We start from the raw sequence: 20,164 nt of genomic DNA, 5'->3' as shown, positions 1-20,164 counted from the left end.
TCACCAGCACTGCGCCACGGTCCGGCTCCCGCCCGTGACGCCGCGCGTACCGGCCTGGGTGTAGGTGTAGCTGCCGCAGGCGTCCCCCGTCTGGGCGCCGGTCGGTGCCGCCCGGACCGTGAAGGTGGTGGCGTCCTGCGCCGTGATGCTCATCGTGTAGTAGCCCTGCGGCGAGGCACTGGGGTAGATGCCCGAAGCGCCGACGGTGGCACCGACGTAGGTGCCGCGCTCGGTGTACCAGCGTTCCATCACCTGTGCGAGCGAGAGGATTGCCGCACGCGCATCGGCACGCCTCGAATTGGCCACATGCTGGCGATAGGACGGCAGCGCCACCGCGGTCAGGATGCCGATCACGGCGATGACGATCATCATCTCGACCAACGTGAAGCCGCGCACTCGGCGCAGCGCGGCAGACGGCATGGTGCGGTGAAGCCGGTTCATCGCACGGTCGCCATCCGGATGGCGCGGATGCGCCGGTAGCCCCCCGGGCCCGGCTCCCACTGGACAGAAACCCACTGCCCAGACCGCAACGACGAGATGTCCACGTCCGCCCCGGCTTCCGTCATCCGCAGCCGGGCAGGATCCCAGGTGTAGCGCTGGCCACCGAGCACCAGTTCCGGTCGCGCGAGGTCGATGTGGTCGATCGGTCCCGACGCCAGGCTGACACCGCTCGATGCCGCCGCTGGTGCGGCCTCCGCAGCGAGCGCCTGCGTTGCCAGCATGCCGAGCAGCACCAGCAGGGCCGCGGCGTGAGCCGGCCAGCGCACCAAGGGGTTGTTCATTGCAGTTGCTCCCAGCTCACGCGGCCGGAGTTCACGGTGTTGCCCGCTTCGCGGACGCGCACGATGGTGCCGGCAGAGGTGTTGACCAGCTTGTCATCCAGGCGCCGGTCCTGCGCACGGATGAACCCGGGCGCCGCCGGGATGGCGCCAATGCGCACCCCGGACGCATAGGCCGACCCGCCAGCGTACGCCAGAGCGTCGCTATCCGTGACGTTGTTGTCGCCATTACTGTCCAGCGCGGGGGTGTTGGGCCGGTTACCGGTCAGCAGGTCCAGCTCCATCACCCAGCCATCACCGCCAGCGGCACAGGCATCGGGCGACGGGATCAGGGTCGACACCACCACCTTGCCATAGCGCACTGCAGACTGCGTGACGATGCGCTCGCCACTGGCAGGCAGGTCGATCTTCCAGCCCCGCTTGCCCGTGCCATAGGAGGCGCTGGTGATGACGTTGTCGCCGGTGTAGGTGGTGCCGCTGGGGGCGCCCACCGCGTAGGTGGTCATCCGGTAGGTGCGCGAGTCCCCGCCTGTTGCCGTGCCCAGCACCGATTGCGACACCAGCGAGCTGCTGGCAGCGATGGCGCTGCCGCTGTCCCACAGGCCGTAGAGCGACTGGCCGGTGGTCGTGCTGTCGTCCCCGATGTCCACATAGCGTCCGGTGCCGAACACGACCATGTAGCCGCCGCTGGGATGCACGGACACGTCCGGGCGGGCCGTGATCGGCTGCGAGCTGCCTGCCGCATACAGCGGCGCCGGGGTGCCGCTGTTGTTGTAGGCAACCGCCCAGCTGGATGTGGACGTCGATGAAAGATCGAAGCGCCACAGGTTGCCCGCCAGGTCGCCCGCGTAGACGATATCGGCCACGCCATTGTTGGCCGAGCTCACCGCCACCACCGACGACAGGCCGTTGGGCGTGGTCGTGCTGCCCGACTGGGTGCTGACCTTGGTCACCGCGCCGGTTTCCACATCGATCAGCAGCAGCTTGGCCACCCCGTTGGTGCTGTTGTAGCCGTTGCCCACGATGGCCATCCACTTGCCGTTCTTCATCTTGGCCAGTACCGGCTCGCCGAAGATGTGCCCGATGTCCGCATCGCTGGCGGTTTCCCAGCGCACGACCGAGTTGGCGTGTGCCTCGTCCATCGTGGAGGGGTCGCTCACATCCAGTGCGAACAGGCCCTTGACGCCTGCGCCGAAGCCGCCGACCAGGAGGGTGTGCCAGGCGCTTCCGTAGAACACATCACCCGCGGTCAGTGCACCATCGACCGTGAAGCGGTGGCTGTACGTCGGCGCCGTCAACAGGCTCAGCCGCGAGGTCACTGCACCCGGCACGTAGGCAAACACCTCGTCACCCGTGTTAGCGTTGAAAGCATGCAGCATGCCGTCATTGGCCCCTGCGAACACCAGCGGCGTCTTGGCCATGCGGGCGGACTTGTAGGCACTGTAGGACGCCGCCTCGGCGCTGTCGCGGACATAGCGCCCGCCACCGTTCACGAACAACGGCGCCGAGTTGACGATGTCGCCCAGCACAGTGGTGGGCCGGCTGCGGAACACCGGCGCGCTGCAGCCCGTGCAGATGCGTGTCTCGCGCGCCGTGTTGCCGCGCAACCATTGCAGGCGCTGGGAACCGTAGCCATCGGTGGTGCCCGAGGCATTCTTGTTCAGCGCCGTGACCATCGCCGCATCGATCTCCGTGGCCGTTGGCGAGGAGGCGTTGGCTGGCCAGCGCAAGGCGACGCCACGGCTGCCCAGCGCAGCGGAGGACTTGTAGGTCAGGATGTTGCGGCCCGTGCTCCAGTGCTGCGCATTGAGCCGGGTCGCCGCATCCCAGCTGGCGGTCGTGGCGGGCGTGCCATTGGATGCCAGCGAAAAGGCCAGCAATTGCCCGGACCAGTCCCCCGAATTGAAGCGGGCCTGGTAGATCTTGGTGCCCGTGTTCCAGGACCCAGTATTCAGCGTGACCGAGCTGCTGGTGCTGGCCTGGGCTGCAATGTCCGTGGTGATGGTCGAGAAGGCGTTGTTGATCGAGTCCTCGTCCGCCGCCAGGTAGGCGGCTCCCGTACCACCCAGCTCGGCCATGCGGTTCATCGAACGCACCGACAACGGGTTGTTGGCCACGTCACCCAGACCGATCACGTAGGTCTTGATGTCGTAGGTGCCGTTGACGGCCGACAGGTTGCTAATCGTCGTCGACCGCAGTGCCGTGACCTCGTCAAAGATGTCGGTATCGGCCGTCGAGTACTGGGGCGCGGCCACCGTGCCGCGGTAGGTTTCCGTGGCGGTGTAGGCGCGGGCGGCCGTACTACCGAACGGTGGTCGGATCGTGGGGTCGCCGTCAGTGGCCAGCACGACGAAACTCTTCTGGCAGGTCTTGTCGATGATCGGCGTGGTCAGTCCGGTGAGCTGGTTGCCGAAGTACTGCCTGGCGGTGCGCAGGGCCCCCGGCAGGGGAGTGCCGATCGAACCATTCTTGATCTCCGACGTCGTCGTGACGGTCGTTTCGGTGCCGAGCAAGGACATCAGCGCGTTGTAGTGGGTCGTGCTGTTGTCCTGTACCTGCTGGCGGATCTCGCCGACTCCGAGGATCGGACTGGAGCTGTAGTAGAAGACCGGATAGTCCGGATCCCAGCCGGCGTTTGGATAGGACAGCGGCGTGTTCATCGCAAACGCCTCAAGACCCCAGCGGAAGGCGCTCTGGAAGTCGGTGATGTTCTGGCGCAGCACGCGTCGGGCCGTGTTGCCGCGCGTGCCCGCTGCGGTGGGATCCGATCCGCCGGTGGTGCCCGGCAGTAGCGCCTCCATCGAGTAGGAGTTGTCGTAGATCACCAGCAGGTTCGGCTTGACCGAGCTGCCGAGGAACAGCGGCGCTTCCGCCAGCGTGAGCGCATGGGCCGAAACGACGGCGCCCGCCAGGATCAGGCAGGCACCACCTTGCCGCAGGAAGTGCGGCGACGTCGTGGAGGTGTTCATTGCTTGATGTAGGTGGATTGGAGGATCACCACGGTGGTCGAGCGCACGCCCACCCCGCGGGCCGTGATGCGAAACGCCTGCGGCGCCGTGGTGTTGCTGCCCAGGTTGGCCGACTGGCCCGAGGGCGGCGGCAGCACGGGCAGCAGCTCGACGATGTAGCGCGGCTGGGCGGCCACGTCGGGCAGGGCCGTGGCGCTCGTGGCGCTGCCGTAGGCCCGGCTCTTGCCCGCAGCGCTGCTCCAGTCGATGGTCTTCCAGCGCAGGGTGGACACGGCCCCGCTGGCGACCATGGACGCGGGCATGCACAGCCCGTTGGTGCAGGCGGACTCGAAGCCGGAGTCCATCGTCAGGCTGGCCTCGATGTGGGTCTCTGCATCACGCAGCGCAGCCTCGGCAGCCTGTAGCGCGAGTTCGCGGTCGCGGGCGTTACCGGCCATGCGTTCCTGGATCACGCTGGTGTTGAGCGCGCCCAGGGAGAGGAAGGCCAGCACCACCATCATCATCAGCACCGCCAGCAGCGAGAAACCCCGCTGCGGCGAGCGCAGCGCTGCGGTCACCGGGTGGCGGCAGGACAGGATGGACTTCATCTCCCCTCCCCTCAGCGCAACGAGTTGCGCACCGACGCGGTGACGCTGACCACGCTGCGCAGGCGCCGGTCGTTCGGTGTGGTGGTCGTGCCATCGAAGACATAGGGCTGGGCCACGCTGGTGACCCGGTCGTCGGTGCTGGCCAGCAGCAACTCAACCTGGGCGGTGACCACCCGGCTCCAGTCGGTGACCTGGTCCGCGGTGGTGTAGGCGTCCACCGTGCCGTCGCCCGCCGTGGCAGGCGAGCTGTCGATGCCCAGGCGCACCAGCATGCGCTCGACACCCGTCACCAGTTCCTGCGGCTGCGCCGAGCCATCGTAGGACGGCACCGTGTGCGACCACAGCGAGCGCAGGTGGGTCTTGCCGCTGCGCGTACTGGGCGCGAGGAAGTAGGTGACCGTGGCGAGGCGGTGCACCAGCGCATCCTGGAGGAAGATGCCCGTGTGGGTCGGGGCGCTGGTCTTGGCGAGGCTGGCACTGGTGTTGCCGGGCGTCAGTGAGCCCCCCGTGGCATGCTGGATCGTCCCGGAGGCGCCTGGCGTGTTGTTGGTGGCCTGGAACACCGCCGCCCCCGTGCAGTCGGACACCATCAGCCAGTCGCCCTTGTTGATGGGCGAGCCGGCCGTCACCGTCAGGTCCGCGGTGGCGCTGCCCATCTCGGCCGTCAAGGAAATGCCGGCACCAACGCTGCGACGGATGGTGAGCACATCGCCGTTGCTGTTCGGCACGACCGAACTCGGCAGCCCGCCGGCCCCGGAAGGCAGGGCAGGCGACCAGGCCGACCCGGTGTGGTGGGACGCCCAGACGCCCTGGCCGAAGTTGTAGAGCAGCGCGGTGGGCGTGGTCAGCAGGTTGTTGACCGGCGAGGCCGTGCCGTTGCCCCGGCAGCCGCGGAAACCCGCCATGCGCAGATCGGCGGAGATGGCATTCACGCTGAAGCGGGCGTTCTCCTGCAGGCGGGCGACGTGGCCCTGCGAACGCAGGCTGCCCTTGCTGCCCAGGAAGATCGCCCCCATCACCGTGACCAGAAACAGCCCGATCGCGACGCCGATCATCAACTCAACCAGCGTGACGCCGCGCAGCGCCAGTCGCGCCCTCCGGTTCCTGCGAAGGGCGGCATTCATGGCCGAACCACCGTGACGAACCGCGACTCGGTGCCCCGTTCGTTCCAGAACACCTTCACCGCCAGCTGCGTCCCGCTGCCGTCGCAGGCCGGCGCAGCGATGGTGCCGTCGTTGGGCGAGCTGTCCAGACAGACCACGCCGCTGCCGCCAGGCAGCACCCGCGCGAGCGTGCTGCGCCAGCTGGCGAAGTCGGTGGTCGCCATCTGCGCGGCGGTGCAGGGCACCGACAGGCTGCAGGCCAGTGCCGTGCCGGGCGAGGTCAGGCTGTTGTAGGCACCGGCCGTGACCCCGGCCGGGTTGCCGCGCATGCGGTCGGTGACGGTGGATGCGAGCACGGTGGCCTGGGTGCGCCAGGCCGCGCTGGCATTGGATGAAACGCCCCGCACCTGCAGTGCGGCATAGGCCAGCCCCGCCAGCCCGAGGACGAGCACGGTGACCAGCGCCTCCAGCAGGGTGGTCCCCCGCTGGCGCTGCCTGCGGCAGGAGGATAGGGAAGATGGAATGGGAGCCGCCATGGTCAACTGCAGGTGGTGATGGCCGTGCTGTCGGTCTGGCCGCTGGGCGTGATGGTGACGGTCACGCCGCGCGTGTTGCCATCGCGCCGGCAGATCGTCAGCGTCACAGCGCTGGCCGGGCTGAGGAAGCCGGTGGCGCCGAAGGTGATCGAGCTGCTGCCGTCGAGCTTCAGGTCACCGCTGAGGGCCTCACGCACGCGCAGCACGGTCTCCGAGGCATCGGCCGTGCCGTCGCCGTCGCTGTCGAGCACCAAGCTCCAGCCACCCGCGTAGGCGTTGCCCGTCACCCCGCCGGAAGCCGCCACCAGCAGCACCGGCACGCCGTTGCGCGCGGCCTCCGATCGGGCCAGGGCCACGGCGGAGAGCAGATCGCCCTCCAGCGCACTGATGCGGTTGCGAGCGTTGAAGTCCGCCATGCCGGGCAGCAGCACCAATGTCACCACGACCACCAGGGAGAGGGTGACCATCAGCTCGACCAGGGTGAAACCGCGTGCGCCGCTGCGCAGAGGCGGGCACCGGGGGGTCGTGCGGGGACAGGCAGGACGGAACATCACAACGATTCTGGAAAAACCTGGCGCCACGCAAGGCAGCGATGAGGCGGGAGAAACCGGGCCACTTGCCGGCTCGCAAGAGGCAGGACTCTTTGCGATTTCGGCGGCGGCGGCGGTGGACTTGAGTGCGCCCCCGACCCCGGCGCTCAGCCAACGCGGCCCCTCCGTGGCGAAGCACCGGATCGGCGGTGGATCCAGCACGAGGGGAGGAAGGAAACAAGCGAAGGAAGCAGGTGCGCAGCTGGGCGCATCCATCCCGGGTCACCCGAGCTGTCGCCCGCCGGCATGGAGGAGTCCGTCCACAGGTGCTCAGATCGCCGGCACGGGGGTCGCTGGGACCGGGCCAGAGGCCGCCGCAGCACAGACCACGCGGTCCCGCCCCTGCGCCTTGGCGAGATACAGCGCGGCATCGGCGCGGCGCAACAGGTGCTCGAGATCGATGTCGGTCGACTCCACCGCGGCCACCCCGATGCTGCCGGTCACGGTCACCGGCTCGGCCGCCCCCACGTCCACCGGCCGGGCCCGCAGCACGCCACGCAGGCGCTCGGCCACGTACGCAGCCGACGCTGGCGCACAGCCGGGCATGAGCACCAGGAACTCCTCCCCGCCCACGCGGCCCACGCTGTCCACCTCGCGCACCTCGCGGCGCAGCAGCGATGCGGTGCTGCGCAGCACCGCATCCCCGGCGGGGTGACCCCAGCGGTCGTTGATCTGCTTGAAATGGTCCAGGTCCAGCGCCATGACGGTGAAGGGCTGCCCCATGCGTCGCCAGCGCACCCACTCGCGTTCCAGCAGGGTCTCGATGGCACGGCGGTTGAGCAGGCCGGTCAGCCCGTCGTGCTCGACCATGTAGGTCAGCCGCCCCATCAGCCGCAGCACGATCAGGAACATGAACACCAGGTTGAACACCGCGGCCGACAGCATGCTGACGTATACCAGCGCCTGGTTGGAGGCCGACTGGGTCTGCAACTGCACCACCGAGGCATTGAGGGTGAAGATCTGCCAGGCGCGAATCCCCTGCACGATGCCGTAGACCACCTGGGGCGCCAGCGCCACCCAGGCCGTGCGCGGCCCGAACTGCTCGGCCAGCGCGCCACGGCTTCGCCAACTCGCCGCCAGCAGCACCCAGCCGATCAACGCGGCCGTGGCCGCACCGGGGTGGACCCAGCCCGGGCCCGTCGGAACAGGCCCGGTCCACACCGCAAAGGCAGCACAGCTCAGCATGAGCATGGTCGCCTCCACATCGCGCGTTGGCAGGCGCAGGAACAGGGCTCCGCCACGGTAGAGCAACAGGAAGGCCCCCGCCAGCACCAGATTCGCCAGCACGACCGTCAGCCAGGGATCCCCAGCCGGGCGCAGTGACACCAAACCGAGGCCAACCGCCAACAGCAGATTGAAGCCCAGCCAGTGCAGCACGGCGCGGCGCTCCTCGCCCACGATGACCCAGCCGGCAATCCACATGCCGGCATAGATCAGCATCTGGAAACAGGTCAGTTGCAGGAGGGCACTCATCGCTCGGTGGGTGAAGCGGCTGGAACGGGAATGGTGGCAACCAGGGCGCCGGAGACCACTCTATCGCGCCCGTCGTGCTTGGCCTGGTACAGCGCGGCATCGGAGCGCTGCACCATTTGATCCGGCTCAGCATCGCCGGCATCCGCCACCGCCACCCCCATGCTGCAAGTGACGCGCAGCAGGGCGCCGTGGGTGCGGATGTCGGTGCATGCCAACTGGCTGCGCAGGCGCTCTGCGGTGGCCATCGCCTGTGCCTCATCACTGTCGAGCAGCAGGATCAGGAACTCCTCCCCACCCACTCGGCCAACCTGGTCGACCTGGCGCACGCCCCGCTGAAGCAGTTCGGCGCAGGCGCGCAGCACCTCGTCGCCCGCCGGGTGGCCCCAGCGATCGTTGACCTGCTTGAAGTGGTCCAGGTCGATGCTGACGACGGCGAAGGTCCGGCCCGAGCGTCGCCAACCCACCCAGGCCCGCACCAGCGCACGCTCGATCGACCGGCGGTTGAGCAGGCCAGTCAGCGCGTCGTGATCCACCAGATGGGTCAGGCGACGCAGCAGCCGCAGCACCATCAGGAAGAGGTAGACCATGTTCAGCACCGCCGAGGAAACCAGCATCGCAAAGACGAGCGCGACGTTGGCAGCGTGCGTCTGATGCATCGGCACCGGGGTCGACGACGTGAGCCCCTGGACGGCACGGACCACCTGCAGCAAGGCAAGGGCGGACAGCGTGGCGGACACCACCCACGCGGTGCGCTCGCCGAACTGCATCTTCAGCGCAGCGTGACTGCGCCGGGCGTTGGCCAGCAGCAGCCAGCCGATCGCACCGGCGCAGACGAAGCCCGGATGCAGCCAGAACCCCTGGCGCGGCTGCGGCCCCAGCCAGACCACGAGGGTCCCGATGGCCAGCAGCAACAGGGCCATCTCGGCATCGCGGGGTGGCAGCCGCAGGAACAGGGCCCCGCCCCGCCAGAACAGCACGACCGCAACGACCAGGGCCCAGTTGGCCAGCACCACGGTCAACCAGGGGTTGCCATCGGGGCGCAGGGAAATCAGCCCCAGCCCGGCCGCCAGCAGCAGCGTGAAGCCCAGCCAGTGCTGCACCGCACGCCGCTCATCGCCCACGATCACCCAGGCGCAGGCCCACATCGCGCCGTAAAGCAGCATCTGGGCAGCGGCAAGGTGGTACAGGGTGGACATCGCGGGTGGGTGGGGGCGTCGGTGGACACCACGGGGAACACCCGGGGGTCGCCGCTGCATTTCGACGCGCCCCCAGCCAACTTGAGCCGGGCGCCAGCGCGCGGCAGGCCGGTTCGCGCATACTTGGTCCTCCATCGCGTCGAACGCCACTTTCCACCGGGACGCCGCCCATGCTCATCGACTTCTTCTTCACCCTGCGCGCGGCCAAGCTGCCGGTCTCGGTCAAGGAATTCCTGACCCTGCTCGAAGCCCTGCAGGCCGGCGTGATCGATGACGAAACCGGCCCGACGGTGGACAAGTTCTACTACCTGGCCCGCACCGCGCTGGTCAAGGACGAGGCCCAGTTCGACAAGTTCGACCGCGCCTTCGGCGCCTACTTCAAGGGCGTGGAGATGCTGACCGACTTCACCCGCGACATCCCGCTGGACTGGCTGCGCCAGATGCTGGAGAAGGAGCTGAGCGCCGAGGAGAAGGCCAAGATCGAGAAGATGGGCTGGGACGAGCTGATGGAGACGCTGAAGAAGCGCCTGGAAGAGCAGAAGGCGCGCCACGAGGGCGGCAGCAAGTGGATCGGCACCGGCGGCACCAGCCCCTTCGGCCACGGCGGCTACAACCCGCAGGGCATCCGCATCGGCGGGGCCGGCAAGAACCGCAGCGCGGTGAAGGTCTGGGACCAGCGCGCCTTCCAGGACTACGACGACACCAAGGAACTCGGCACGCGCAACATCAAGGTGGCGCTGCGCCGGCTGCGCCGTTTCGCCCGCGAGGGCAACGAGCTGGAGCTGGCGCTGGACGACACCATCCACGCCACCGCGGCGAACGCCGGCCTGCTCGACATCAAGATGATCCCCGAGCGGCACAACAAGGTAAAGGTGCTGCTGCTGATGGACGTGGGCGGCACGATGGACGAGCACATCCACCGCGTCGAGGAGCTCTTCAGCGCCGCCAAGAACGAGTTCAAGCACCTGGAGTTCTATTACTTCCACAACTGCGTCTACGACTTCATGTGGAAGAACAACCGGCGCCGCTACACCGAGAAGACGCCCACCTGGGACATCATCCGCAAGTACAACAAGGACTACAAACTCATCTTCATCGGCGACGCGACGATGAGCCCCTACGAGATCGTCCAGCCCGGCGGCAGCGTCGAATACAACAACGAGGAGCCCGGCGCCGAGTGGCTGCAGCGGCTCACGCACGCCTTCCCGAAGTACGCCTGGATCAACCCGGAGCCCCAGGGCGTCTGGCAGTACCGCCAGAGCATCGCGATGGTGCAGCAGATCATGAACCAGCGCATGTTCCCGCTCACCCTGGCCGGGCTGGAGCAGGCGATGCGGCTGCTGTCGAAGTGAGCCTGCTTCGCCCGCGGTGGCCCGGCGCGGGACCACAATAGCGGACCCGATCTTCTTCCTCCACGCCTGACCGGCGCGCCGATGCTCCCGACCGACCGCCGCCTGCTTCCTCTGCCCTTGGTCCTCCGGAAACGGCCCGCGCCGTCGGCTTGTGCCGTCATGCTGCTGTCTGGCGGCCTGCTCGGCCTGTCGGCCCAGCCTGCGCGGGCACAGACCCCTGCGGCGACACCCGCCGAGACACCTGCCTCCGCACCCACCAGGCCGCCCGCCGCGCCACCGGTGGTCACACCCGCAGCGCCAGCCGCCGCCGCCTCGGCACCGATGTCACCCGGCGACGCAGCCGCCGAGGATGCGGAACTGCAGGGCGTGACCTGGGCGCTCACCATCGAGGCGCCCGACGCGCTGCGCCCGGTGTTGGAGCGCTACCTGGACCTGGCCCGCTACCAGCGCGCCGACCGCAAGGAGGGCATCACGCGAGGCGAGCTGATGCGCCTGCTCAGCGCCGCCCCGGCCCAGGTGCGCCAGCTGCTGGAGACCGAGGGCTACTTCGGCGCCAAGGCCCGCACCGAACTGCCGCAGGACAGCGGCGCACCGAGCGCTGGCACGCAAGCCGCAACCGCCCCTCCAGCCACGGCAGCCACCCCACCGGCCACCACAACGGCCGCCCCCGTGATCCAGGTGCGGCTGTGGGTCGACCCTGGTCCGCGCACCACCGTGGGCGGCCTGCGCCTGGACGTGCACGGGGAGCTGGCCACCGCAGCGGCCGCGGGCGACGGGCCGGCCCGGGCGCTGATCGAACAGCTGCGCCGCCAATGGGCGCTGCCCAACGGCCAGCCCTTCACCCGCGAGGGCTGGGACGACGCCAAGACGGCCGTGCTCACCCTGCTGCGCACCGAGGGCTACCCGGCAGCAAGCTGGGCCCACAGCGCCGCGCAGGTGGACGCGCAGGCCCACCAGGCCAAGCTGCAACTGGACGTGGCCAGCGGGCCGCTGTTTCGCTTCGGCAGCTTCAGCTTCGAGGGCCTGAGCCAGGTGCGGCTGGATGCGGTGCTGGCGCTGCGCAACGTCGCCACGGGCGAGCCCCTGCGCGAGCAGGCCCTGCTGAACTACCAGGACCGCCTGGTCAAGACCGGGCTGTTCGACACGGTGGCCGTCACTTACGACCCCGACCCGGAACTGGCACAGGCCACGCCAATCCTCGTGCGCGTGCGCGAGCGATCGCTCCAGCAGGCCACGACCGGCGTGGGCATCTCCGACCTCAGCGGCCCGCGGGTCACGCTGGAACACCTGCACCAGCGCCCGTTCGACCTGGGCTGGCAGGCCAAGACCAAGCTGCAACTGGGCCGCGACGCGCGCTCGCTGTCGCTGGACCTCACCTCGCACCCCCAACCCGGCCCCTACCGCAATCTGGTGGCGGGCAGCCTCAGCGAGACCGAGGCCAGCGGCCTGCGGGTGATCAGCGAGCGGCTGCGCCTGGGCCGCACCCAGGACACCGAGCGCATCGAACGCACCTACTACGTCGAACTGCAGCGCGCCTTCACGCGCGACCTCGCCACCAACCTCGTCACCGACGACACCTCGGCCGCCAGCGTCAACTACCAGTGGGTCTGGCGCCGCTTCGACCACCCGGTGCTGCCCACCCAGGGCTGGGGCATCTCCGCCGACGGCGCCGTGGGCCACTCCTTTGCCACCGAGCAGCGCAGCGGCTGGTTCAGCCGCGGCAACGCACGCCTGACGGCCTACTGGACCCCGGGCGAGAACTGGTACGGGCAGACCCGCATGGAGCTGGGCGAGGTCTTCTCGCGCAACAGCGTGGCGGTGCCGTACACGCTGCTGTTCCGCGCTGGCGGCGACGATTCCGTGCGCGGCTACGGCTACCAGAGCCTGGGGCCGACCGACGCCACCGGCTCGGCCGTTGGCGGCCGGGTGCTGGCCACCGGCAGCCTGGAGCTGGCCCGCCCCTTCTCCCTGAAGCACCCCGCCTGGTGGGGCGCCGTGTTCGCCGACGCCGGCAACGCCGCGACCGGCTGGAACACCTGGTCGGCCGCCTGGGGCTATGGCGCGGGGGTGCGCTGGCGCAGCCCGGTCGGCGCGCTGCGCGTGGACCTGGCCTGGGGACAACAGCTGCGCCGCCTGCGGCTGCACTTCACCGTCGGCATCACCCTGTGACGGGGGCACGATGAGCCTGCCGCCGCCCTCTCCCTTGCCTCCGCCCTTGCCTCCGCCCCGGCCCGATCCCTCGCCCGGCCTCGCTGCGCCCCCGGCCCCGACCCCGGCCCCGACCCCGGCGCCAGTGCCGCATCGCCAGCGCCGCAGCCTGCTCTGGCGCGGCGCGATCGCCACGCTGCTGGCGCTGCTGCTCGCACTGCTGGTGGCGGCCTCGCTGGCCTGGGCGCTCGGAACGACCGCCGGTGCGCGTGCGCTGCTGGCCCTGCTGCCCGGGCTGCAGGCGCAGGGCGTGCAAGGCCGGCTGCTGGGTGACTTCGCCGTGCAGCAGCTGCGCTGGCGGCTGGGCAGCCGCCGCGAGCTGGTCATCGACGCGCTGGCCTGGCAGGGCCTGCAGCTGAGCCTGTCCGGCCCCGGCCCGGCCCGGTTGCAGGTGGCGCGGCTGCAGGCCCGGCGGGTGGACCTGCAGGGGCCATCGGACGACCCCAACCCGGTCGTCCTGCCCACCCACCTCATCCTGCCGCTGCAGGTGGATCTCGACGAGGTGCGCGTCGACGAAGTGCTCTTCGACGCCATCCGCGCCCGCCCGGTGCGCGGCCTGGCCGGCCGGCTGCAACTGGGTGCCGGCCCGGCCGCGCTGCACCGCCTGGAGGGCCTGCAGGCGCGCTGGGACCGCGTGCTGGCGGAGGGAGAGGCCACGCTCGGCGCTGCCGCGCCCCTGGCCCTCGACGCCGCGCTGCGGCTCCGGCCCGCGCCGCCAGTTTCACCGCCAGCGCCCGAAGGCAGCGCCAGCGCCCCAACCCAAGCGCCAGCCGACTGGTCCGCCCGGCTCACCGGGCACGGCCCGCTGGCCCGGCTGCAGATCCACGCCGAGCTGGCGGCGCGGGGCCAGTCCCTGCAGGCCGACGCCGAGGTGGAACCCGTGGCACGCCAGCCGCTGGCCCACCTGCAGGCCCGGCTGGCCGGGCTCGACCTGGCGCCCCTGGCCACCGGCCTGCCGCGCACCGCGCTGACGGGGCAGATCGACGCCCGCCTGAGCGCCGACAGCCCTGGCCGCGCGGCCAACCCGCTGGGCCTGCAAGTCGCGCTGGACAACCAGCGCCCCGGCCGCCTCGACGCTGGCGAGCTGCCGCTGCGTCGCATCGAGCTGGAGGCGCGCGGCCAGCTCAGCTCGATCGACCAGGGGCGCATCGAGAGGTTGCGGCTGCAGCTCGCCGCCGCGCCACCGGACGCTCGCCAAGGTGCCCGACGGGACACCGGGCAGATCGACGCCGAGGGCCACTGGGCGCTGGTCGGCAGTGGCGCCGCGCGGCGGCTTGACCTCGGGCTGACCGCCCGGCTGACCGCCCTGCAACCCGCCCAGCTGCACCAGGCCGCGCCGGCCCTGCACCTGGGTGGACCGCTGGCCCTGGAACTGGCCTGGCCGCTGGGGGCACCCTCCCCGGCCCCGACGACCGCGGCTGGAGAGGCCGCTGCGGCCAGCGGTACGCTGCACCAGCTCGCCCCGGACGGTGCCCGGCTGGACCTGCGCACCGACCTGACCGGCCACCTCATCGGTGCCGGCCTGCCCGCCGTGCGGCTGCGCGTGGAGCTGCTGGGCGATGCCCAGCACGTCGAGCTCAAGCAGCTGCGGGCCGAATCCGGCACCGCGCACCTGGAAGCCACCGGGCAACTGCGCCGCGATGCGGCCAGCTGGCGCCTGCAGCTGCACAGCGGCCTGCACGCCTTCGACCCGCTGGTCTGGTGGCCCGGGCCGGGCGACCACCCGCTGCGCCGTGGTCCGCACCGGCTCGACGGGCAGGCCCGCATCGACCTGCAGCTGCCCGACCGCCGCAGCGCCGCACCGGCCACCGGCCTGACCCGCCTGGCCGCCTTGCGCGGCGAGGCGCAATTGCACCTAGATCCCAGCATGCTGGCCGGCGTGCCCATGCAAGGCGAGCTGCAGCTGCGCAGCTCGCAGAGCGACGTCGCGCTCGGTCCGGTGCCCCACCTGCTGGCCGACCTGCAGCTCCATGCCGGGAACGCGCCACAGGCCACCGAGCTGCGACTGCACGCTGACCTCGACCCCAACCACGGCCAGGACCGCTGGCGGCTGAACTGGTCCAGCCCCGCCCTGCAGGCCCTGGCGCCCTGGTGGCGGCTGATCGACCCGACCCACCCCCTCGCACTCGCAGGCGACACGCAGGGGCAGCTGGAGCTGGACGGGCGCTGGCCGCGCCTGCGCAGCCGGGGCCAGCTGCAGGCGGGCAGCGAGCAGCCCCTGCGCGGCTGGCAGCAGACGACGGCCACGGCAGGCCCCGCCCCGCCGGCCACGCCACCGCAGTGGCAGGTCGCGGGGGTGCAGGCCCGCTGGCAGGCCGGCAGCGACGGCAACGATCCCATCGACGTGGACATCCAGGCCCGCCGGCTCGGCGGCGCCGAACCGCTGCTCCAGGCCCTGCAGCTGCGCATCGAAGGCCGCAACTCGGCCCACCGGATGCAGGCCTCGGCCGACTTCGAACGCGCCGGGGAGGCCGCGACCGAGACCACGCCTGCGGCTCCCCCGCGGCGCTTCACCGTCCAGGCGCAGGGGGCCGGTGACCTGCGGCTGGACCTGTCGGCGGCACGCTTTGCCTGGCAGGGTGAGCTGTCCCAGGCCAGCCTGCAGGAGCTGCTGGCGCCGGGCGGGAACGGCACGCCGTCGGTGCCGTCGGTGCAGACAGGCCAGGCACCACCGGCGGGCCAGTCGCCACAGGCACTCCCACAGGCAGCCCCACCCACCCTGGCCACGCTGATCAGCCTGGCCACCACCCCCCTGCGCCTCAGCCACGGCCCCGAGGGCAGCAGCGTGCAGGTGGGCCGCACGCAGGCCACCCTGGCCGACGCCCGCCTGCGGCTGGACGAATTGACCTGGCGCGATGAACCGGGCAGCGCCACCCCCGGGGCAGCCGCCGCAGCGGCAGCGCCCCAGCGCAGCCTGCAGCTGCGCGCCGAGCTGGAGCCGCTGGCCATCGCGCCGCTGCTGGCGCGAGCCCAACCCGGCTTCGGCTGGGGGGGCGACCTGCGGATGGGCGGGCGCATCGAGGTGCAGGCCACGCCCCAGCACTTCAACGCCCATGCCGAGATCGGGCGGCTGCAGGGCGACCTGCTGGTGCAGGATCCGGACAACCCGGCCGGCCCGCAGCGCCTGGGCCTGGACGACCTGCGGCTGGCCATCAGCGCGCGCGACGGCCAGTGGCGCCTGACCCAGCAGGTGGCCGGCGGCAACCTCGGGCGCCTCGACGGCGAGCAGTCCGTGCAGGCGCCGCCCGGTGCCTTCTGGCCGCCTGCGGGCGCCCCCCTGAGCGGCCGCATCGACCTGCGCATCGCGCAGCTCGGCCACTGGGGCCGCTGGCTGCCGGCCGGCTGGCGCCTGAGCGGCCAGCTCGACACCCATGCGGCGGTGGCCGGCCGCGTCGGCGCCCCCGAGTTCAGCGGCGAGCTGGTCGGCCAGCGCCTCGCCGTGCGCAACCTGCTGCAGGGCGTGGACTGGCGTGACGCGGCCGTGCGCATCGCACTGGCTGGCGACACCGCCCGCATCGAGCAGTTCAGCGTGCAGGCCGGCGCCGGGCGGCTGGCTGCCACGGGCCAGATTCAGTTCGGCGCCAACCCCCGGCTGGTGGCCCAGATCGAGGCCAGCCGCTTCGCCGCCCAGCAGCGGGTGGACCGGCGCATCGTCGCCAGCGGCCAGGCCGAGCTGACGGTCGACGCCCGCAGCACCGCACTGAAGGGCCGCCTGGTCATCGACGAGGGCCGCTTCGACTTCACCCAGCGCGACGCCCCTTCACTGGCCGATGACGTCAGCGTGGAGCGCCACGGCAGCGACGCCGCCACCACCGAGCGCCCAGCCACCGCCGCCCGCGGTCCACAGCGCAGCACCGTCCTGGACCTGCGCGTCGGCCTGGGCCAGCAGCTCCACCTGGCCGGGCGCGGCCTGGCCACCCGGCTGACCGGCGAGCTGCGCCTGACCACCCCGGCCAACAAGCTCGCCATCCACGGCGACGTCCAGGCCGAGGAAGGCAGCTACACCGCCTACGGCCAGAAGCTGAGCATCGACCGCGGCATCATCCTGTTCGGCGGCGCGGCGGACAACCCTCGTCTGGACATCGAGGCCACCAAGCCCGACCTGGAGGACCTGCGCGTGGGCGTGGCCATCACCGGCACGGCGCAGAGCCCGCGCATCCGCCTGTTCAGCGAGCCCGAGCTGACCGAGACCGACAAGCTCTCCTACCTCCTGCTCGGCCGCGCTTCGGACGGCCTGGGCCGCACCGACCTGTCGCTGCTGCAGCGCGCCGCCTTCGCCCTCATCACCGGGGAGGACGACAGCCCCTCGCTGATCGAGCGCATCGGCCTGGACCAGCTCTCGGTGCGCAAGGAGGACGGCGACACCCGCGAAACCGTGGTCTCGCTGGGCAAGCAGCTCAGCCGCCGCTGGTACCTCGGCTACGAACGTGGCCTGAACGCCGCCAGCGGCTCCTGGCAGCTGATCTACCGCGCTGCCCAGCGCTTCACCTTCCGCGCACAGACTGGCACCGAGAACGCCCTGGACCTGATCTGGACCTGGAAATGGGGCACCCCCGGCATGCTGCCCCTGCCCATCCCGGGCGCCGCCACCTCGGCCGGCCCGGCACCGGCCCAGGCCCCGGCTGCTTCGCCGTCCGCGACAAAGCCCCAACGCTGAACCGCCAGGGCCCCGTTGCCGGCCCGCTGCACCCCGCCAACCCCGCAGCCAGGGGGCCTACAATGTGCCCCCCGAGGCCCTGCAGTCGGTTCCGTTCGAACCGCCCTCCACTCCCGGGGCGGCACCTGCAGTGGCCTTTCTCTTCGGCCCGCTCCGTGCGCCGGACGACTCCTCGTAGTTCAATGGATAGAACGGCCGCCTCCTAAGCGGCAGATACAGGTTCGATTCCTGTCGAGGGGACCATCGATGCTTCCGCCGGGGTCCGCCGAAGTCCACGAAGCCCGCTTCTTCACTCTGAAGGCGGGCTTTTTGCTTCCGTGGACTTCCGCTGAAATCCGCTGACAGCCGCGCCCGGGTGCAGTAACTTCCGCAGTAACCAGAGCCGGGTTACTGCATCGGTCCGGCGAGTTACTGCAGGAGCCCGGCGGTGGCCTTCAATCTCATCAACAGCGACACGGCCTTGCGCGCCATGCTCAAGGCGATCACCACCGGCCAGAAACCGGCCGGGCGGATCAGCGACGGGGCCGGGCTCTACCTGCTGCCACTGGTCAAGGGCGGGTCACATGCCTGGCGGTTCGACTTCAGCATCCACGGCCGGCGCAAGACCCTGAGCCTGGGCACCTACCCTGCTACCGGCCTGGCGCTGGCCCGGCAGAAGGCCACCGACGCCCGCGCCCTGGTGGCGGCAGGCACCGACCCCAGCGAGGTCCGCAAGGACGCACGGACCGAGGCTGCCCGCGAGCGTGCCGACGAACGCGAGGCGCAACGCCGCGAGGCTGCCCAGCTGCCGCCGGCTGGCAGCCTGCAGGCCCTGGCCGGCGACTGGCTGGACCACCGCGCAGGGGCCTGGACCAAGGGCACCCGGGAGAAGATCGAAGCCTCCTTTGAACGCCACGTCTTCCCCCACATCGGCCGGGTACCCATTGGCGAGGTGACGCCCGGCCAGGTGCGCGAGTGCGTGCAGCGCATCGAAGCCGCAGGCGCTGCCGAGATGGCCAGCCGGGTTTTCCAGCGCCTGCGCTCCCTGTTCCGGTACGCGGTGGCTCACGAGCACCTGACCACCGATCCCACCTATCCCCTGAAGCCCGCCGAGATCCTGCGGCCCCGAGCCACCCAGCACCGGCCGGCGCTGTCTGCCCAGGATGCGCCCGCCTTCCTGCGCCAGCTGGCCGGCTACGGGCGCGACCCGCTGATGCGATGCGCCCTGCTCTTCCTGGTGCTGACCGCCGTCCGCCCCGGCGAGCTGCGCGGCGCCCGCTGGGTGGAGTTCGACGAAGCGGCCGGCCTGTGGCGCATCCCTGGCGAGCGAATGAAGATGAAGACCGAACACCTGGTGCCGCTGTCGCGCCAGGCGCTGGCCGTGCTGGCCGAACTGCGGCCCTTGACCGGCTCGGGTCCGCTGGTCTTCCCGAGCCCCTTCTATCCGTCCAAGCCGATCAGCGCCAACACCCTGAACAGCGCCCTGGCCCGCATGGGCTACAAGGGCGAGGCCACTGCCCACGGCATGCGGACGCTGTTCAGCACCAGCGCCAACGAGGCCGGACACCGCGCCGACGTGATCGAACGCCAACTGGCCCATGAAGAGCGCGACGGCGTGCGCGGCGCCTACAACCGGGCGGAGTACCTGCCCGAACGCCGGGCTCTGCTGGACTGGTGGGGCAATCGCGTCGACGCCATGCGCAGCGGCGGCGCCCAGGTGCTGCCCCTGCGCACTGCCTGAGCTGGCCACGCGCGACCCTGCCGCCCGCTTCCTGGTGCCCTGCTGCAACGTCAGCCAGGCGCCCCACAGCCACCCAGCACCCACACCCGCCCGGCCCTGTGCCGGGCGTTGTCCATCTGGCTTGTGTGCCCTGCATGCAGGCAGGGCTTCGGCACGCGACGCAGGCAGCAGCGGGCCGCCATGGGCGGATCTACGGCCCGGCCCAGGGAGGGGGCGCGGGGGTTCTGTCTTCGCGCGCCTGTGGCCGGCGGTGGGCTGTCAGGGGCACCAGAAGGGAAGACGGGCCGCACGGGTGGCGCTCACCTGGTGGTCTGCTGCAGCGCCGGAAGTGGCGCGCAGATTTGGCCGGCGTGCACGACCCGACGGGGGCACGGGGGCAAGTGGCCTCGAATCGGCCACGAACCCAGCAACGGCGCGGCTTTGCGGCCGATCAGGGGGACGGGGGCAGGGACGGGGGCAAAACGGGGGCAACGGGGGCAAGAGAAGGAGAAGATGAAGTGTTCAACCTCAGTCACATCTGACCCCCCTGCCGGCCCTTGCCAGTCTGTCGGCGCCGCCAGCAAGAGCCGGCCGACCACCGCCGCCCCTGCACTGCCCTGCCTGGTGGGCGATGCGGCAGCCGGGCTGCCAGCATCGGGCCGTGGCCCGTGGGTCCTCCCTGGGGTCTGGCAATACGGGGACATTCGCGCCTCGTGTCCCATGCCTTCCTCAGGGCGGGAACTTGAGGGACACGGGACACCCGGGGAGGGGGGTCTGAATCTCTGGGCTGCCCATGGGGAGGACCGGCCGGTTCCCCAGATTTCTGCGCGCGCAGGTTTTTGGGGGGGAGGGGGTCCAAGCCCTTGCCCCCTGCCGTGCCGGTGCCGCGTGACTCCGCCCGATGTGACGTGGCCTTGCTTCCCTGGTGCTGATGCATCAGCGGAAAACCCCGGAAACTGGCTGCGAAGATGTGCCCCGCCTGGCCGCCCTTCCGGCGGAGTGCAGGCGTCTGCAA

13 protein-coding genes and 1 tRNA gene are annotated in these 20,164 nt (G+C 70.9%); 5 read left to right on the top strand and 9 right to left on the bottom strand.

Translation table 11 applies throughout. The features are described from left to right. The 9 genes from NGK70_RS07585 to NGK70_RS07545 all read right to left on the bottom strand — a co-directional run bounded on the left by NGK70_RS07585 (position 1) and on the right by NGK70_RS07545 (position 9,233). On the bottom strand, positions 1-441 hold the full coding sequence (locus NGK70_RS07585; RefSeq protein WP_251972649.1) for a type IV pilin protein: 441 nt from the start codon (positions 439-441) through the stop codon (positions 1-3). Continuing rightward, on the bottom strand, positions 438-782 hold the full coding sequence (locus tag NGK70_RS07580) for a hypothetical protein (protein ID WP_251972648.1): 345 nt from the start codon (positions 780-782) through the stop codon (positions 438-440). Before NGK70_RS07580 ends, NGK70_RS07585 begins: the two co-directional genes overlap by 4 nt. Next, the gene (locus NGK70_RS07575; RefSeq protein ID WP_251972647.1) at positions 779-3,748 is read right to left on the bottom strand and encodes a pilus assembly protein; all 2,970 of its coding nucleotides are present in this window, start codon (positions 3,746-3,748) and stop codon (positions 779-781) included. Before NGK70_RS07575 ends, NGK70_RS07580 begins: the two co-directional genes overlap by 4 nt. Beyond that, positions 3,745-4,335, bottom strand: coding sequence for a pilus assembly PilX family protein (locus NGK70_RS07570; RefSeq protein ID WP_251972646.1), 591 nt, complete (start codon positions 4,333-4,335; stop codon positions 3,745-3,747). The genes NGK70_RS07575 and NGK70_RS07570 overlap by 4 nt, the downstream gene beginning before the upstream one ends. A gap of 11 nt (positions 4,336-4,346) precedes the next feature. Continuing rightward, positions 4,347-5,459, bottom strand: a complete 1,113-nt coding sequence (locus NGK70_RS07565; RefSeq protein ID WP_251972645.1) for a PilW family protein — start codon at positions 5,457-5,459, stop codon at positions 4,347-4,349. Continuing rightward, complete coding sequence (gene pilV / locus NGK70_RS07560; RefSeq protein ID WP_251972644.1) at positions 5,456-5,974, bottom strand: type IV pilus modification protein PilV; 519 nt, start codon at positions 5,972-5,974, stop codon at positions 5,456-5,458. Before pilV ends, NGK70_RS07565 begins: the two co-directional genes overlap by 4 nt. 2 nt (positions 5,975-5,976) lie before the next feature. Next, a complete protein-coding gene (locus NGK70_RS07555; RefSeq protein ID WP_251972643.1) occupies positions 5,977-6,525 on the bottom strand; it encodes a GspH/FimT family pseudopilin in 549 nt (182 codons plus the stop codon). 309 nt (positions 6,526-6,834) lie between these two features. Further along, complete coding sequence (locus NGK70_RS07550; RefSeq protein ID WP_251972642.1) at positions 6,835-8,037, bottom strand: GGDEF domain-containing protein; 1,203 nt, start codon at positions 8,035-8,037, stop codon at positions 6,835-6,837. Continuing rightward, positions 8,034-9,233: a GGDEF domain-containing protein gene (locus tag NGK70_RS07545; protein WP_251972641.1), complete on the bottom strand. Its 1,200-nt coding sequence runs from the start codon at positions 9,231-9,233 to the stop codon at positions 8,034-8,036. The genes NGK70_RS07550 and NGK70_RS07545 overlap by 4 nt, the downstream gene beginning before the upstream one ends. 170 nt (positions 9,234-9,403) lie before the next feature. On the opposite strand from NGK70_RS07545, the gene NGK70_RS07540 reads away from it, so the two are divergent. The 5 genes from NGK70_RS07540 (at position 9,404) to NGK70_RS07520 (ending at position 19,170) form a co-directional block, all read left to right on the top strand. Then, positions 9,404-10,585, top strand: a complete 1,182-nt coding sequence (locus tag NGK70_RS07540; RefSeq protein ID WP_251972640.1) for a vWA domain-containing protein — start codon at positions 9,404-9,406, stop codon at positions 10,583-10,585. 159 nt (positions 10,586-10,744) lie between these two features. After that, entirely contained in the window at positions 10,745-12,754 is a 2,010-nt protein-coding gene (locus tag NGK70_RS07535; RefSeq protein ID WP_251972639.1) for an autotransporter assembly complex protein TamA, read from the top strand. A gap of 124 nt (positions 12,755-12,878) precedes the next feature. Next, positions 12,879-17,450, top strand: coding sequence for a translocation/assembly module TamB domain-containing protein (locus NGK70_RS07530; RefSeq protein ID WP_251972638.1), 4,572 nt, complete (start codon positions 12,879-12,881; stop codon positions 17,448-17,450). Between the two features lie 168 nt (positions 17,451-17,618). Continuing rightward, positions 17,619-17,693: transfer RNA gene (locus NGK70_RS07525), tRNA-Arg, on the top strand. 184 nt (positions 17,694-17,877) lie between these two features. Next, a complete protein-coding gene (locus tag NGK70_RS07520) occupies positions 17,878-19,170 on the top strand; it encodes a tyrosine-type recombinase/integrase (RefSeq protein ID WP_251972637.1) in 1,293 nt (430 codons plus the stop codon). Positions 19,171-20,164 lie beyond the last annotated feature (994 nt).

Source organism: Sphaerotilus microaerophilus (assembly GCF_023734135.1).
Taxonomy (GTDB): Bacteria; Pseudomonadota; Gammaproteobacteria; order Burkholderiales; family Burkholderiaceae_C; genus Sphaerotilus; species Sphaerotilus microaerophilus.
This window is presented reverse-complemented; position numbering and strand designations above follow the sequence as displayed.